The following is a 15,430-nucleotide window of genomic DNA, read 5'->3' on the forward strand; positions in this document are numbered from 1 at the left end:
CTGATAGATTGGTCAGTCGCTTTCAGCCTAAACGCTTCAGCAAATCTCGACCGAGCGACGCGACCGTTCGTCCCTTCATGAGCTCCATGAGAGAAACTTCGACGCCCAGCGTCGCTTTGACCGCGACCTGCAATTCAACGGCCATCAACGAGTCGATGCCCATATCGGACAATTGAGCGTCTATGTCGATGCGATCGCAGGGGATGCGAAGAGTCTCTCCGACGACGCGACGAACGATGCCGACAATGTGCTCGCCGCGCTGTTCCGGCTCAATCTGCGCCAGTTCAGCGCGGACGCGGTCGATGACGCTGTCGGACTCGTCGCGGGCCTCACTGACAAGAGGCGCGAAGCGGGGAGCCGAACTCGCCGGATGGGTGGACGCCCACTTGGACCAGTCGACATCGACGTAGGCGAATTGCGCCGTCCCTTGAAGCAGAGATCCTTCTAGATCCTCGAGCGCCTCTGTGGAGGAAATCGGCTGGATGCCTGCCCGCGCGAGGTGCTGCGCAACCGTCTTGTCGCGCGTCAGCATTCCGACGTCGCCGATCGCGCCCCAATTGACGCTTTGACCGGGAAGGCCGAGCGTCTGCCGGTAGTGCGCGAGCATGTCGAGGAAGACGTTGGCCGCGACATAGTTTCCTTGCCCAGGATTGCCGATGAGCGCCGAAATCGACGAAAAACACAGGAAGAAGTCCAGCGGCGCGTTGCGGGTCACTTGGTGCAGGTTCCAGGCGCCGACCGCCTTGGGGCGATAGACCGCATCGAACCGTTCGTCGGTGAGTCCAGAAAGCACGGTGTCATCCAACACAGCCGCCGAATGCACCACGCCGCGCAGCGGCGGAAGCTCGAGGTCGATCCGCGCCATCATCGCCGCCACGTCGGCTTCGACGCTGACGTCGGCGGCGACGCTCATGACGTTGACGCCTTGCGCTTCGAGCGCCGTCACCGCGCGTCGCGCCTCGCTGGAGGAGGCGCCGCTGCGGCTGACGAGGACCAGATTCTCCGCCCCTTGCTGCGCCAGCCAACGCGCAGCGTTCAGGCCGAAGCCGCTGAAGCCGCCGGTCACCATGTAGGAGGCTTTCGGCTGAATCAGCTTTTTCTCGACTTCCTCCGGCACGACTTCGACGCGCGCCGGGTCGCTGAAGGACAGGACGATTTTACCCGTCTGCTTTGATTGCGCCATGAACCGGAACGCGTCCGCGGCCTCGTGCAGCGGGAAGATGGTCACAGGCGTGGGGCGGAGATCGCCGTGCTCGAAACGGTCCCAGATCTGGGCGAGAAGCTCCCGAATCGCACTCGGCTGCTCGGCCATGAGTCGGTCGAGATCAATCGCTGCAAACAGGAGGTTCTTGTTGAAGGGCAGCAGCGGCAGGCGCGCGTTCTCGACGATGTCGCGCTTGCCGATCTCCACGAACCGTCCGAAGGGAGCCGTCACCTCCAAGCTTTTGACCAGCGTCTCTCCCGCGATCGAGTTGAGGACGACGTCGACGCCCCGGCCGCCAGTCGACTTCAGGACGCCGTCGGCGAATTCGAGACTGCGCGAGTCGAAGACCTGCTCCACGCCCAGCGTGCGCAGATAGTCGCGTTTCGTCTCGCTTCCCGACGTGACGAAGATACGTGCGCCGATCGATTTCGCGACCTGGATCGCCGCGAGCCCCACGCCGCCGGCGGCGGCGTGAATGAGCACGGTTTCGCCAGCCTTCAGCCGTGCGATGTCATGCAGGGCGTAATAGGCCGTCATGAAGATGACGGGAACGCTGGCGGCCTCTTCAAACGTCAAGGAAGAAGGCTTGCGCATGGTGAGCAGGCGATCGACGGGAACGCGCACATGGGAGCTGAAGGAGCCTTTGAAGGAGCCCATCAACTCGTCGCCGACCTTATAGGCTGTCACCCCTTCGCCGACGGCGGTGACGACGCCCGCCGCCTCCATGCCGAGTTCCGCGCCGTGATAGGAGCCCTCTAGAGCCTTGGCGGGCAACATGCCCAGGACCTTCAGCACGTCCTTGAAGTTGAGCGCCGCGGCCTTGATTTCGATTTCGATTTCGCCTGCGGCGGGAGCTGGCCGAGGAGCCTCCTCGAAGCGCAGGCTCTCGAGGCGGTTCTCGGCTCCGCGCGACAGGCGGAAGGCCTTTACGGAGGTGGCGGAGACGGTGCGTGTCTCGGGCTCCTCCTCCTCCTGGCGGAGAGCGGCCGCCGGAACAAGCCGCTGCACGCGCCGCACATCGCCCCGCAACGCGACCTCAGTCTCGGGATCGTCGCTGAGGATTTGCCGAGCGAGGAGACTGCAGCTCCCGTCAAGGGGATCGACGTCGACGGCGGTGCATCTCAATTGGGGATTTTCGCCGGCGATCGTGCGCGCCAGACCGATCAGCGCGGCGTGCGCCAGATTCACCGTCTGCGAACCAGGCAGGGGCTGCGCCAGCGACGTCACGACGAACAGTCTGGGGGAGGCGTCGCCCGCGTCCCGGCCTTCGAGCGCTTGCGCAAGGCGCAGGAGGCGCTTGGATTCGCCAAGATCGCTCACCGCATCGTCCGCGCCCGGCGTCGATTCTCCCACAAAGACGATGGCGCGAAGCTGCGGGCTTTCGTCGATAAGCTTGCGCGCGGCGACGACGTCCGTCAGTGATTGCGCGTCCACCGTCCGAACTTTGGCGCCGACCTCTTCGAGCGCGGCCGCGAGTTCTTTGCAAGAGTCCGGATTTGCGGCGAAGAGCAGGCAATCTCCAGCCTGTTGATCGGTTTCGCTGAGCGGCTTGACCTCCCAGGCGAGCCCGTAGGATCGGCTTTCACGCCGCTCCTCTGGCGTGAGCTTCTTCGTGTGGAGCGCCTTGCACCTGACGCCGCGGACTTCCGCCGCGATGCTGCCGTCCGCGCGATAGAGAATGAGGTCGCCTTCGAACCCGTCCGAGGACTGATTGGTCACGCGTCCGTGCGCCCAAAGCGGAGCGCCGCTTCCAGCATGAAAAACCACTCGACCCACCCCAGCCGGCAGATAGGTCGATTCCTGGAGGTTGCCCTGGCCGATCGCGCCCACAAGGGTTTGGATGGCGCCGTCAAGGAGGGCTGGATGAAGCCGATAGGCCTCAAGCTCCTCAGATGGCCCTTGAATGACCTCCAGCTCCGCCAGTATCTCCGCGCCGTACCGCGTCAGATTGCGAATCGTGCGGAAGTGCGGACCATAGGACAGCCCGTGCGCAGCCAACCGATCATAAAGTTCGCCGACGTCGACCGACTCCCCTATTCTCTCCTTCACCTCCGCCAACGACTCGGCTCCGGTGGGAGGCGGCGGCAAGGTAAGCACCCGGCCCATCGCGTGCAGCGTCCAAGAGTCGGTTTCGTCGTCCGTCTGGCCATAGATATGGAATTCCCTCGAGCTCCGATCGAAGGTCGCCCGAACAATCGGATCTTTGAGCGTCGGGAAGACGAGGGGTCTAAGGAAGGAAAGATCTTCGAGCGTGTAACTGGCCTGTCCGCCGTCAAGAAGCGACGCCAACGCCAGACCCTGCTCGATATAGCCGGCGGCCGGAAAGATGATTGATCCCTCGATGACGTGATCGGCCAGATAGGAGATCGACGGCCTACCGAGATCATGCTCCCAGCTCGGCGTGGGCGACGACACCCGACTTCCCAACAGGGGGTGCTCCGTGCGGCCAAGTCGGTCGAGCGCGCCTGCGCTCGTCTCGTTCCAATAATATTCCCGCTGCCAGGGATACAAAGGCAGCTTCACGAAGCGCGCGCCGGCGGGAGAAAGCGCGCGCCAGTTCACGTCATAACCATTTACATAGAGCGCGCCGAGGGCGGCCAGCACTGTCGCGCGCTCGGGATGCTCACGGCGTAAGGTGGCGATCGAAACGCCGCCCGCTTCGCTGTTGCGGAGAACTTCCTTGATTGACGTCGAGAGCACAGGATGCGGGCCGACCTCAAGGAAGCCGCTCAGTCCATCGGCCACCATGGCGACCATCGCATCGGCGAACAGCACAGGCTCCCGCATATTGGCGCACCAATATTCGGCGTCCAAGTCGGGCCCTTCGACGCGCCGACCGGTGACGGTGGAATAGAGCGTCGTGTGGGGCGTTTGCGGGCGAAGCCCGCGCAGGGACTCCCGCAGCTCGGGCTTCAGCTCCTCCATCTGGGGGCTGTGATAGGCCACCTCGACATCGAGGAATCGATTGAAGATTTCGTCCTTGGCGAGCTGCTCGGCGATTGACGCCAGCGCTTCGCCATCGCCAGCCAACGTGACCGTTGACACGCTGTTGATCGCGGCGACCGAAACTGTATCCGGATAGGACTCCAGAATGCGGTCGGCCTGCTCTCTGTTGAGACCGGTGGCCAGCATGCGTCCCTTGCCGGCGGCCAGCTGCTGAAGTCGGCTGCGATGATAAGAGACAGCGACGGCGTCCTCGAGGCTGAGCGCCCCCGAGATATAGGCGGCGCTCACCTCGCCGACGCTGTGTCCGACCACCGCCGCCGGATAGACGCCCCAGGAACGGAGAAGTTCGGCCAAGGCGACCTGCACAACGAAATTTGCGGGTTGCGCGATACGAGTCTCTTTGACCCGTGAGCGGCTTTTGTCCTCGCGCATTTCCTCGAGGATGGAAAAGCCGGCGAGCGGGCGGAAGATCGCGTCGATCTCCTCCGCCGCCTTGCGGAAGACCGGTTCATTCTCGAGCAATTGCCGGCCCATGCCCCACCACTGGGGCCCCATGCCGGTAAACACGAAAACCGGTCGCGATTCGGCTCGCCGAGCCGCCTTGCCCTGAATGACGTGGTCGCTATAGCCATGCGCGGCGAACTGCTCGAGCTCCGTCGCCATTTCGGCGGCCGAAGCGGCGACGACGCTCAATCGGCACTCGTGGGCGGAACGTCGAATTCGCGCCGAATGGCAAATGTCCTCAAGCGCCGCACGTCTGCCGCGCGAGAGCATCTGCGCATAGGAGCGGGCAAGAATGGTCAGCACCTTGGGATCGCGGCCAGAAAGGGTGAGGATCTGCTCTCCCGCTGACCCATCCTTCTTCTCTTCCAACCGCGGATTCTCTGCGCGCTGAAGGACCACATGCGCGTTGGTGCCGCCAAAGCCGAAAGAATTGACTCCGCAATAGATGTCCTCATCGCCTTGCGAAAACGGCTCGAGGCTGGTCGGCAAGCGAATGCCGAGTTCCTGGAAGGGAATCTTCGGGTTGGGGTTCTGCAGGTTGGCTTGCGGCGGCACGGCCCCTCGATCAAGACAGAGCGCCGCCTTGATGAGACCGGCGACGCCCGCCGCCGCTTCGAGATGGCCGATCGTCGATTTCGCCGAACCGATCAGGCAGGCATCGTCAACCTCGCGGCCAGCGCCGATCGTGCGCCCGAGCACGCCGGCTTCGATGGGATCGCCCACCGGCGTCCCCGTGCCATGCGCCTCAACGTAGCGCACGTCGCTAAATGGCACGCCGCTTTGCGCGTAGACACGCCGAATCAGCGCCTCCTGCGCCGCAGCGCTTGGCATTGTGATGCCGTCGGTGCGCCCGTCCTGGTTGACGCCTGTGCCGCGTATCGTCGCGTAGACATGATCGCCGTCGCGCATGGCGGCGGCATAGGGCTTAAGCAGGACCACCCCGGCGCCCTCGCCGCGCGCATAGCCATTGGCGCGTTCGTCGAAACTCTTGCAATAGCCGTCCGGCGCCAAGAAGTGGCCCTTGCCCATGATCATCGGATACTCGGGGCGCAACATGACGTTGACGCCGCCCGCCAGCGCCAAGGAAACGTGGCCACGCCAAATATCCTGGCAGGCGAGATGCACGGCCACGAGCGACGAGGAGCAGGCCGTGTCAACCGAAAGGCTTGGGCCGCGGAAGTCGAAAAAATAGGAAAGCCGATTCGACAGCAACGTCATCAGCGCGCCGGTGCCCGAATGGATGCTGATATTCTCCCGATTATGCGGGCTCAGCTGATCGAGCATGCTGTCGAGCGTGAAGCCGCCAATATAGACGCCTGTTTCGGAGCCCGCGAGCGTTTCCGGAACGACGCCAGCGTCCTCCAGAGATTCCCAGGCCACCTCCATGAGCAGCCGCTGCTGCGGGTCTACATGGACCGCCTCCCGCGGCGATATATTGAAGAACGCAGCATCAAAGCGATGGACCGCCTCGTCGAGAAAGCCACCCTTGCGGGTGTAGATCTTGTTCGGTTTATCTGGGTTTTCGTTGAAGAATCGATCCATGCTCCAGCGGTCTTCCGGAACGTCGCGAATAGCCGGCCGGCCGGAGACGAGGAGGTCCCAATATGCGTCCGGGCTATTGGCTCCTCCAGGGAAGCGGCATCCCACTCCGATGATCGCGATCGGCTCCGACTCTCCGACCTCGTCGCCGCGAAATCCCGAGTTCTGCAGGTTCGGATTGCGTTCGTCCATGGGATATCTCTGGCTGTACACATGTGGTTGGGGATCATGCGTCGCCGAAGCGGGCATGTGCGATGCGTTTTAAAACCGAGGGACGTGCTGTTAGTGCCTAGATCGGGCCGCCACCATCGCTTATGGACGGCGACATTATTCCTTTCAGTCGCGTCCAATTGCATGACCTGATTGGATAATTATCCATCCTAGCGTCTCCGATTAAAGCAAATATGAGGTATTCGATCCGGTAACATTCGCAGCTTAAAGTGCATTGCAGCATATGCGCTAATTGACGCCGTGCCGCAAGTCAATATGTATGCAATCAGCTCTCGCCAATTTCTTGTGAGCGATGTCACAATAGTGCCAAAAATGCCTCAGTCGCAAATTGGACGCATTTAAAACTGGCGCGGGAGCGTCTTTGGTGTGCACTCCGTGACCGGAAAACCGGCAGGCTGGCTTAAGCATTGGCGGATGAATAAGGACGATCGGAGCTTCAAGCCGGAGTGCGAGTCCACCGCGCAGTTTGGCCAGCACCTTTCGCCATTCGGCAGGATCTTGAGCGCTTAGTCACGTTGAGCGTCTTTACGAAGCTCTCCAACATGCCAGCGCCGCTCAGCGACATTTCCTTTGAGCTGCATCGGCGCCTCCCAGCGCCCGCCAAACGGGATGGCTCGCGACCGCCCGCTTGCGCCGCTAGTCGCCAGGGAACTCCACCATCAACGTCGTGCCGGCGGAGGCGTTCATCTCCAGCGATCCGCCCAGCTGACGCGCAAAGGCTTGCATGATGCTCATGCCGAGAGAGCCAGACGCGACCGCAGACGCCGGCGCGATTCCGGGACCGTCGTCGCGAACGATGAGCTGCAGGCGGCCGTTCGCCTGTTTGAGCAAGGCGACTTCGAATTTCGATCCCGCGCCTTTTTGGAAGACGTGCTTGACGGCGTTGAGCGCGGCTTCATTGACCAGAAGAAGCACCGCGGTCATCTGATCCAGGGACAATTTTGCGTCTGGGGATATCTCTAACGACAGCTGGATCGGCAGGTCGCCAAAGTCATTGCGCAACATCTCGTCAAGAATAGGCGCGAGGCCCTGTTCGTAGCTTGTTTTGTCGTAGAGCCGGCGATGCAATGCCGACATCGCCGCGATCCGATCTTCGGCGGCCGCGATCCGTTCGGCGGCCGTCACGTCCAGCACGCCCCGACGGGCGTTGCTGATCATGGCCAGGACAATTTGGAGGTTATTGGCAACGCGATGCTGAAGCTCGCCAAACAGGCTGACCTGCACCTGGTGCGCCGCTTCCAGACGCCTGATCAGATCGGCCATTCCCGCCACGAGAACAAGCAGGAACCCGCCGACGAGGAGAAATGCGATCAACGCGAACGTTGCGTTCTGCTCTCTGAGCAAAAACGAGTTGCGCGGCTCGAAGAAAAAATACCACCCCGACACAGCGGAGAGCGCCAACACCACCGCGCCTTGACGCCAGCCGCACAGCAGCGCGCTGGCGGCGATCGCCGGATGAAAGGTGAGAAACTTCATCGGATCGAGCCAGCGATCCAACAGGATGCGAACAGACAGGCTCGCGCCGAATAACGCCAAAGCAATAATCCAGGAGGGCGCGCCCTCTATTCTTTTCGACGCCCTGTAGACTTTCGTCGCCCACGCCACCTTGAGCACCCTGACGTAACTTGCCGAAATCCCGTGATTTCCGACCCACTCGGGCACGCGAATACAGCATAGCGCATAGTTCCGAACAAGATCGAATGCGCTGCCGCTGCATCCGCCATCCCACGCGCTCGCGGCGTAGCCAAGAGATAACGTCGCGTCGCAAGTTGCAGTTGGGCTTCTCTTGGCTCCGAGAGAATTTTCTGCCCGGGGGAACAAGTCGGATCGCCCGAGGTTTCGCTCACGGGACACTCGCGTTTCGTCGCGGTTTTTTTCGGAGTTTTTCTGATGGGCTCAAAGCGCAATCCGGTCAAATCCGCCATGGCGAACGCCGGAAAGAGTCAAATCGCGCAACCCGATATTCTGGCGGCCGAGACTGAGATGTCTTACGCGCAGCCGCAAGGCGACGGCGGTGAAACGCACCAGACTGCGAACGACGAAGTTGAGACGCTCACCACGCAGCAGGGCATCCCGGTTTCCGATGACCAAAACACGCTTCGCATTGGCGCGCGCGGTCCGAGCCTCATCGAAGACTTCCATTTCCGCGAGAAAATCTTCCATTTCGACCACGAGCGCATCCCGGAACGCGTCGTTCACGCGCGTGGATTCGGCGTGCACGGCTATTTCGAGCTCACGAAATCTCTCGCAGACGTGACGCGCGCGGATCTTTTCCAGCGGGTGGGCGATCAAACGCCAGTCTTCGTGCGGTTCTCGACCGTAGCGGGCAGTAAGGGATCCGCCGATCTCGCCCGCGACGTGAGAGGCTTCGCGGTGAAGTTCTATACCCAAGAAGGCAATTGGGACCTCGTCGGCAACAATATCCCAGTGTTCTTCATCCAGGATGCGATCAAGTTTCCAGACTTGATCCACGCGGCGAAGCCTGAGCCTGATCGGGGCTTCCCCCAGGCGCAAACGGCGCATGACAACTTCTGGGACTTCGTTTCGCTGTCGCCGGAAAGCTTTCACATGATCATGTGGATCATGTCCGATCGCGCCATTCCGCGCTCCTTCCGCTTCATGGAAGGCTTTGGGGTTCACTCTTTCCGTTTCGTCAACGCGGAAGGCAAGTCGACGTTCGTCAAGTTTCATTGGAAGCCGAAGCTCGGTCTGCAGTCGGTGCTTTGGAATGAAGCAGTCAAGATCAATGGCGCCGATCCCGACTTTCATCGGCGAGATCTTTGGGACGCCATCAAGGGCGGACATTTCCCGGAATGGGAGCTCGGCCTTCAGCTCTTTGACGAAGAGTTCGCCGACACATTCGAATTCGACATTCTCGACTCAACGAAGATTATTCCCGAAGAGCAGATTCCCGTGCAGATCGTCGGTCGCCTCGTGCTCGACCGCACCGTAGACAATTTCTTCGCAGAAACCGAACAGGTCGCTTTCTGCACGCAGAACATCGTTCCTGGCATCGATTTCAGCGACGATCCGCTGCTCCAAGGTCGCAACTTCTCCTATCTCGACACACAGTTGAAGCGGCTCGGCAGCCCGAACTTCACCCATATTCCCGTCAATGCGCCGCGCTGCCCGATGGCGCATTTCCAGCAGGACGGGCATATGGCGATGAAGAACCCGAAGGGCCGCGTCAATTACGAGCCCAACAGCTGGGGCGCGCTCGGCGGACCGCGCGAGAATCCCGAGCGCGGCTTCACGTCATTCCCGGAAGAAGTCGCCGGGCCGAAGACGAGACTTCGCTCCGAAAGCTTCGCCGATCATTACAGCCAGGCGCGGCAATTCTTCATCAGCCAGACGCCGATTGAGCGCAAACACATTGGCGATGCGCTCGTTTTCGAACTGAGCAAATGCGAGCGCCCGGACGTTCGCTCCCGCGTCGTCTCGCATCTCTTAAACATTGACGTTGCGCTCGCGACGCGCGTGGCTGACGGCTTGCGGCTTGAAATGCCCGATCCGGCGAAGGCCGCGCGCCCGACGCGGCAAGAGCTTCCCCCGTCCGCGCCGTTGAGCATTTTGGCGCGTCCCAAATCCTTCACGGGGCGCAAGCTCGGGATTCTCGTGACGGACGGCGCCGATGCGAAGTTGTTGAAGGCGTTGATCGAGGCCGTCGAAAAGATCGGAGCGGTTTACGAGATTGTCGCGCCCCACATCGGCGGCGTGGTGCTTGACGACGGCGCCATGCAGCCCGCCGCCCAGAAGATCGACGGAGGACCGTCGGTGCTCTATGACGCCGTCGCCATCATCGCGTCGGAGACCGGCGCCGCCGATCTCGTCGTCGATGCCGCCGCGCGCGATTTTGCAAGCGACGCCTTCGCGCACTGCAAGTTCATCGGCTTCACCAAGAGCGCGTTGCCGCTGCTGGAGAAAGCCGGCGTCGCGGACGCGCTGGATAAAGCGTGCATTCCGCTTGCGACCGTCAAGGACGCGGCCGCGTTCATCGCGGCCTGCGCCGAACTTCGTTACTGGCCCAGAGAACTGACGGTCGATCTGGATGCGTGATGCGGTCACGCAGACAGAACAGCCAAGTTAACAACCGCGCAAAGGAGAACCAAAATGCCAACAGCAAGCACGGGCGGCAGCACGAAAAGGTCGAAGCCCCGAACGGGCGCGAAGACGTCGGCCAGCGCCTCCAAAACGGCGGACGCCATCAAGCTCCTGAGGGAGGATCACCGAGAGGTGAAAACCTGGTTCAAACAGTATGAAAAGCTCGGTAAGGAAACCGAGAAGGAAGAGCTCGCGCGAAAAATTTGCGCCGCGCTGACTGTTCACGCCAAGATCGAAGAGGAAATCTTCTATCCGGCGTTGCGCAAGAGCATCGACGACGAAGAGCTTCTCGACGAAGCCGAAGTTGAGCACGCAAGCGCCAAGCAGCTGATCGCCGAGATCCTCTCGATGTCGCCGCAAGACCATCTCTTCGACGCAAAGGTCAAGGTGCTGGGCGAATATGTCATGCACCATGTCCAGGAAGAAGAGCAGGAAATGTTTCCCGAGGCGCGCAAGAGCGATGTCGATCTCGACGCCCTGGGCGTCAAGCTATCGAAGCGTAAAGCCGAGCTGATGAAAAAAGCGGCCTGATCGCGGCCGCTTCAACGTCATTCACGCCGCGGCGGCTGGCACGTCATGCGCATGCACGTCGCGGCCGGAATGTTTGGCGATGATGCGCTTGGCGGTTTCCTCAAGCGCCTCGTTTCGCGTTCGCACCCAGAGCAACAAGCCGCCGTGGTCAAGTTGCTCCTGGAGATATTTCGCGTGACGCTCCTCCATGAACTCGCCAAGCACGACCCCGATGAGGCCGCCAAATTCCGCGCCGATCAGGCCGCTCACAAGAAGCATCGCCAGTGCTCCGCCTGACGCGAGCGCCGCGCCGGCCGCCACGGTGGCGCCGACGTAGACGAGACCGCCAATGATGGCGCCCTCTTTCTTGCTCAAAGATTCCCTGGGCGCATAGGCCACGCGCGGGGCGGCGCCGTCGTCTTCGGCCGCCTCCACCTTTTCATATTTATGGCCGAGCTTGCCGACGATCGCTTTTTCACCCGCAAGCAGGCTGATATCGCCAAGGTCGAACCCCGAATTCAATAATTCCTCGACAGCGCTCTCGAGCACATAGCCGTCTGAGAAAACGCCGACCACCTCTCGCGCCCGCCGCTCCGCACTGGACATGCCGCCCTCCCCTAGCCCTTGCACGCCTCGATCCGCTTCGAAGCGTCCCGCCGCATCCGGCTGTTCGGGGCAGAGTGCTGCCGAAGGCCGGCCCTTGGCAAGAGCCGCATTGACGCTGGCGAAGGAGCTAAGGAGAGCGCAAGGCGGACCGGGATGTATCGGCAGAGGCCGCCAGCAGGGAGAGGTATTCCCAGGCCATCGTCGCGCCGGCGAGAGCGGTGATTTCGGAAACATCATAGGCCGGCGCCACCTCGACGACGTCCATCCCGACGAAGTTCAGACCGGCGAGCTTGCGGATGATCGACTGCGCCTGCCACGTGGCCAGACCGCCGATTTCCGGCGTGCCGGTCCCGGGGGCAAAGGCCGGATCAAGCGCGTCGACGTCGAACGTCAAATAGACGGGGGCGTCGCCGACGACTTCGACGATCCGCGAGGCGATCGCCGCTGGCCCAATTTCATGCGCCTCCTGCGCGGCGACGATCGTGACGCCTTGTCCACGCGTCCAGTCGTAGACGTCGCGTTGCACCGGCGAGCGAATGCCGATCTGAATCATGCGGCGCGCATCGACGACGCCTTCGTTGATCGCATGATAGAACATCGAGCCATGCGCATAGGGCTGGCCGAAATTATCGGGCCATGTATCGACGTGAGCGTCGAAATGGATTAGCGCCAGCGGGCCGCGTCTTTTCGCGCAGGCGCGCAAGAGAGGCAGCGTGATTCCATGGTCGCCGCCAAGCGTCACGAGATGCGCATAGGCCGACGCCTGATCCTCGATGAGCTTCAGACTTGCGGCGATGTCGCCCAGCGCGATGGCGAAATCCCCTACGTCGGCGAGCGGCAGATCGACGGGGGACGTCCAGTGCGCGGGATGCTCGCCGTCCATCAACATACGACTGGCGTGACGAATCGCCGACGGCCCGAAGCGCGCGCCGCTGCGGTTGGTCGTGCCGATGTCGAAAGGGACGCCGGCGACGACAACCGCCGCGTCAGCACCAGGTGCGACGCCGAGGAAGGTCGGCGGAGCGGCGAATGTCGGCGTCCCGCTCATGGCAAACCATCGAGTTTGACGAAGCGGAACACCGCCGCGGCGACCGCGCAGGTCCAATCGCCGTTCGGCGCGCCTTCGGCCGCCGCGGTCAAAGACAGGCTCTCGACGATCAGTTCGCTTGTTTCATAGACCTTCTTGCGCTCATTCCAGGCGGCGTCTGGATCGAATTCGATCCCGAGCGTCGAAGCGAGCATCGTCGCGGCGAGATCTTCCGCATAATCGCCGCTCTCGCGCTCCGTCATGCCATAGCCGTGATGCTCCGAAATATAGCCGTAGAGCGTCGGCTCCCTTGGCCGGGCGAGGCCGATGCTCGCCGTGACGCGCCGACCGGGCTCGTCGGTCTCAGCGCGCGCAAGCACCGTGAAAGTGATTTCGCCAGGCTGAAGCGTCGCGACGCCCAGTTCCACCGGAACGATTTCGCATCCCGCCGGAAGAATCGACGACACCGCCACGAGGTTCTGCTGTTCGATGTCGGCGTCGCGCAGCGCATATTCGAACGCCGTCAGACGATGGCGATGAACGCCGACGCCGCGCGTGAGAAAGACGCATTGCGGAATGGGAAACATCGAACGCGCTCCCTCGCGCAAAGACCACCGCTTCAATTAGGACAAGGCGCCCGTTAGGCCATAAGCATTTTAGCAAGCTTCGTCTATGGCCTCGCGCGCGCGAACCGGCTAGCATCGTCAAGCGGGCTGCTGGTCGCGACCATTGGCGCAACATATCTCCATGGCATGAAAATTTCGATGGCATGAAAATTTTGCTGCTCGGCGGCTCCAACGCCGGAATGCGGGAAGGCTGGGCCTTCCAATTTCAACGGCAGGCGTCGGCGCACGAGGTCGAGAATCGTTTTCTCGGCGCGGTAGGGTCGCTCTACGGTTTGCTGGCGCTTTTGAAGATGGAGCGTGACGCGACGGCTTCTCCGGACGTCATCATTTTCGAATATTGTCTCAACGACATTCTGCTTTTCGCCGCCGGCTGCCTGCGCGCGAGCCTCGTCGCCGATACGCTCGAAGCGATCGCGGCCTGTTGCGCCCGGCGTCGAATCCGCCTGATGTTTCTCTGCCTGGACCCGCGGCCGACGGCCTCCAAAGCGCTACGCAGCGCAACGCGGCGCGCGCATCGGCTCTACGCGGACGCGGCGACGCGTTATGCGACGCCCGCCATCTGGCTTAACGAGATTTTTTCAGGAAGCCCGACGGCAGCGCATTATCAGGACGAAAACCATCTGACGGTCGACGCCTCAACGGCGGTGGCCGCCGCAGTGCTGAGCCGGATCGGCGACGCGCGCGTTCCCTTGGCGCCCAACGTCGAGATTCGCTTCGATTACGTCGACGCGACGCAGGCCCAGCGTCGCGGGGCATGCGAGCTACATCACATAGACTCGAAGGTTTTCGAAGGCGCGTTCATCCATCTCAACCGACAGAGCGAATGCTATTGGCCCGGAAGCGGCCGTCTCGTCGCGCTGATGCTGCGGTCCGACGACAGCAGCGGCGAATATCTCATTCGCGCGCCGCGATGCGTCTACCGCAAGAATCCGCGCTCGAAGATGCAGGAGATCGTCGCCAATCTCATGCTGCTGCATTACGTAACGCGCGCAATCGCCACGGACCGCGGCGTCGCCATCGCAATGCCCGACGACGAAGCGGCGCTGAGACGCGCTCCAGAGGATGCGACGCTCCTCGCCATTCCGCCGACGGCGGATTTTTTGGACCAGACTCTCGATATCCACGCCGTGATCTTTTGGCGGCCGCGATCCATCGCGCGCAAAATCGCAGCGCTGTTGCTCCGCCGGTGAACCGCTGAACGTCGGGCTATTTTTTGCACGTCGGCGTCGGCTGCAACACGAGATCCGTCATGTCGCCGCGCAAGACGAAGTCGCCGTAGTCGAGCTTCAGCGCGCGCGAGACGCCGTTTTCATAAAGGTCGAAGGACAGCACATAAATCGGCTGCCCGTCCTTCTTGCCCAGCTCGAAATAGGAAATCGCAACCGGCCAGCGACGGATATTGTTGAGCGCATTCACGCGCGCGACCTTTTCCTGGGGCGGCTCGGTCGTCGGCTTGCCAATGACCGTTAAAGTATCGAACGCCTTTTCGCCGTCGCCCGTGCCGTCGAAGACCCGCGCTTCCAGCAGCTGTTCGCCGGCCGCGGCCGTTTCCACGATTTTGCGCAAATGTTCCGTCGGAAAAAGCATCGGACCGGACAGCTCCAGGCGCGTGCGCTTTGGCTTTGCAAGATCGATGGCAAGCCGGGCGTCGGCGGATTTTTTGGCCTTTCCGTCGACTTCATCGGTCCGCGAATTGTCGACTTTGGTCTCCACCTTGAAGCGAAACTCCGCGCCGTCGCCGCCCTCGAATGTCGCCGAACGCATGTCGGACAGCTTGGTCGCCCCTTCCGATGGCTGCAATTCGGTGATCTGTCGAAAGTTCTGCACATAGCCCTCGCAGGCCGAACCGGAGAAGTCGAAGGCGATCCGACCGCGCGCCTGCGCCGGCGCCTTCGCGCCGCTCGATTTCAACAGGCTCAGATCATAAACAGCGCGGTGATTGGCGAGCGGCAATGCGCGCTCGGCGAACGCCTGGCCAACCGGCGTCGCCGCGCAGATCGCGGCGGCCAGCACGCGTAACGAAATCATTGGACCTCTTTCTGGTGGCGGCGCCACGCGACGCCATTGCGTCGCGTGGCGTAGGAAACTAGGGTCGCGCTTCATTGGGAGCAACGACTTTCTCTTTGAGGAGGCGCT

General features: G+C 62.0%; 9 protein-coding genes. 3 read left to right on the top strand and 6 right to left on the bottom strand.

Going from position 1 to position 15,430, the window contains the following annotated elements:
* Positions 1-22: 22 nt before the first annotated feature.
* Both A3OO_RS0100300 and A3OO_RS0100305 read right to left on the bottom strand, forming a co-directional pair.
* The gene (locus A3OO_RS0100300; RefSeq protein WP_018405832.1) at positions 23-6,385 is read right to left on the bottom strand and encodes a type I polyketide synthase; all 6,363 of its coding nucleotides are present in this window, start codon (positions 6,383-6,385) and stop codon (positions 23-25) included.
* 675 nt (positions 6,386-7,060) lie between these two features.
* The gene (locus A3OO_RS0100305) at positions 7,061-8,086 is read right to left on the bottom strand and encodes a sensor histidine kinase (RefSeq protein ID WP_156824713.1); all 1,026 of its coding nucleotides are present in this window, start codon (positions 8,084-8,086) and stop codon (positions 7,061-7,063) included.
* 321 nt (positions 8,087-8,407) lie between these two features.
* Here A3OO_RS0100305 and katE point away from each other — a divergent pair, with 321 nt between their 5' ends.
* Both katE and A3OO_RS0100315 read left to right on the top strand, forming a co-directional pair.
* Positions 8,408-10,480 carry a catalase gene (gene katE / locus A3OO_RS0100310; RefSeq protein ID WP_026222549.1) on the top strand — a complete coding sequence of 691 codons (2,073 nt, stop codon included), beginning with the start codon at positions 8,408-8,410 and terminating at the stop codon, positions 10,478-10,480.
* Positions 10,481-10,534: 54 nt separating this feature from the next.
* On the top strand, positions 10,535-11,056 hold the full coding sequence (locus tag A3OO_RS0100315; RefSeq protein WP_026222550.1) for a hemerythrin domain-containing protein: 522 nt from the start codon (positions 10,535-10,537) through the stop codon (positions 11,054-11,056).
* Between the two features lie 21 nt (positions 11,057-11,077).
* Here A3OO_RS0100315 and A3OO_RS0100320 read toward each other — a convergent pair whose 3' ends face one another.
* From A3OO_RS0100320 to A3OO_RS0100330, 3 genes are all read right to left on the bottom strand, one after another.
* Entirely contained in the window at positions 11,078-11,641 is a 564-nt protein-coding gene (locus tag A3OO_RS0100320; protein ID WP_026222551.1) for a hypothetical protein, read from the bottom strand.
* 127 nt (positions 11,642-11,768) lie between these two features.
* Positions 11,769-12,689: an agmatinase gene (gene speB, locus A3OO_RS0100325; RefSeq protein ID WP_018405838.1), complete on the bottom strand. Its 921-nt coding sequence runs from the start codon at positions 12,687-12,689 to the stop codon at positions 11,769-11,771.
* Positions 12,686-13,255 (bottom strand): pyruvoyl-dependent arginine decarboxylase, encoded by a 570-nt coding sequence (locus A3OO_RS0100330; RefSeq protein WP_018405839.1) that lies wholly within the window; start codon positions 13,253-13,255, stop codon positions 12,686-12,688. The genes speB and A3OO_RS0100330 overlap by 4 nt, the downstream gene beginning before the upstream one ends.
* A gap of 182 nt (positions 13,256-13,437) precedes the next feature.
* On the opposite strand from A3OO_RS0100330, the gene A3OO_RS0100335 reads away from it, so the two are divergent.
* Positions 13,438-14,484 carry an SGNH/GDSL hydrolase family protein gene (locus tag A3OO_RS0100335; protein ID WP_018405840.1) on the top strand — a complete coding sequence of 349 codons (1,047 nt, stop codon included), beginning with the start codon at positions 13,438-13,440 and terminating at the stop codon, positions 14,482-14,484.
* Positions 14,485-14,500: 16 nt separating this feature from the next.
* On the opposite strand, the gene A3OO_RS0100340 is transcribed toward A3OO_RS0100335, so the two are convergent.
* Positions 14,501-15,322, bottom strand: coding sequence for a cell envelope integrity EipB family protein (locus A3OO_RS0100340; protein ID WP_018405841.1), 822 nt, complete (start codon positions 15,320-15,322; stop codon positions 14,501-14,503).
* Positions 15,323-15,430 lie beyond the last annotated feature (108 nt).

Source organism: Methylocystis rosea SV97 (genome assembly GCF_000372845.1).
Taxonomy (GTDB): Bacteria; Pseudomonadota; Alphaproteobacteria; order Rhizobiales; family Beijerinckiaceae; genus Methylocystis; species Methylocystis rosea.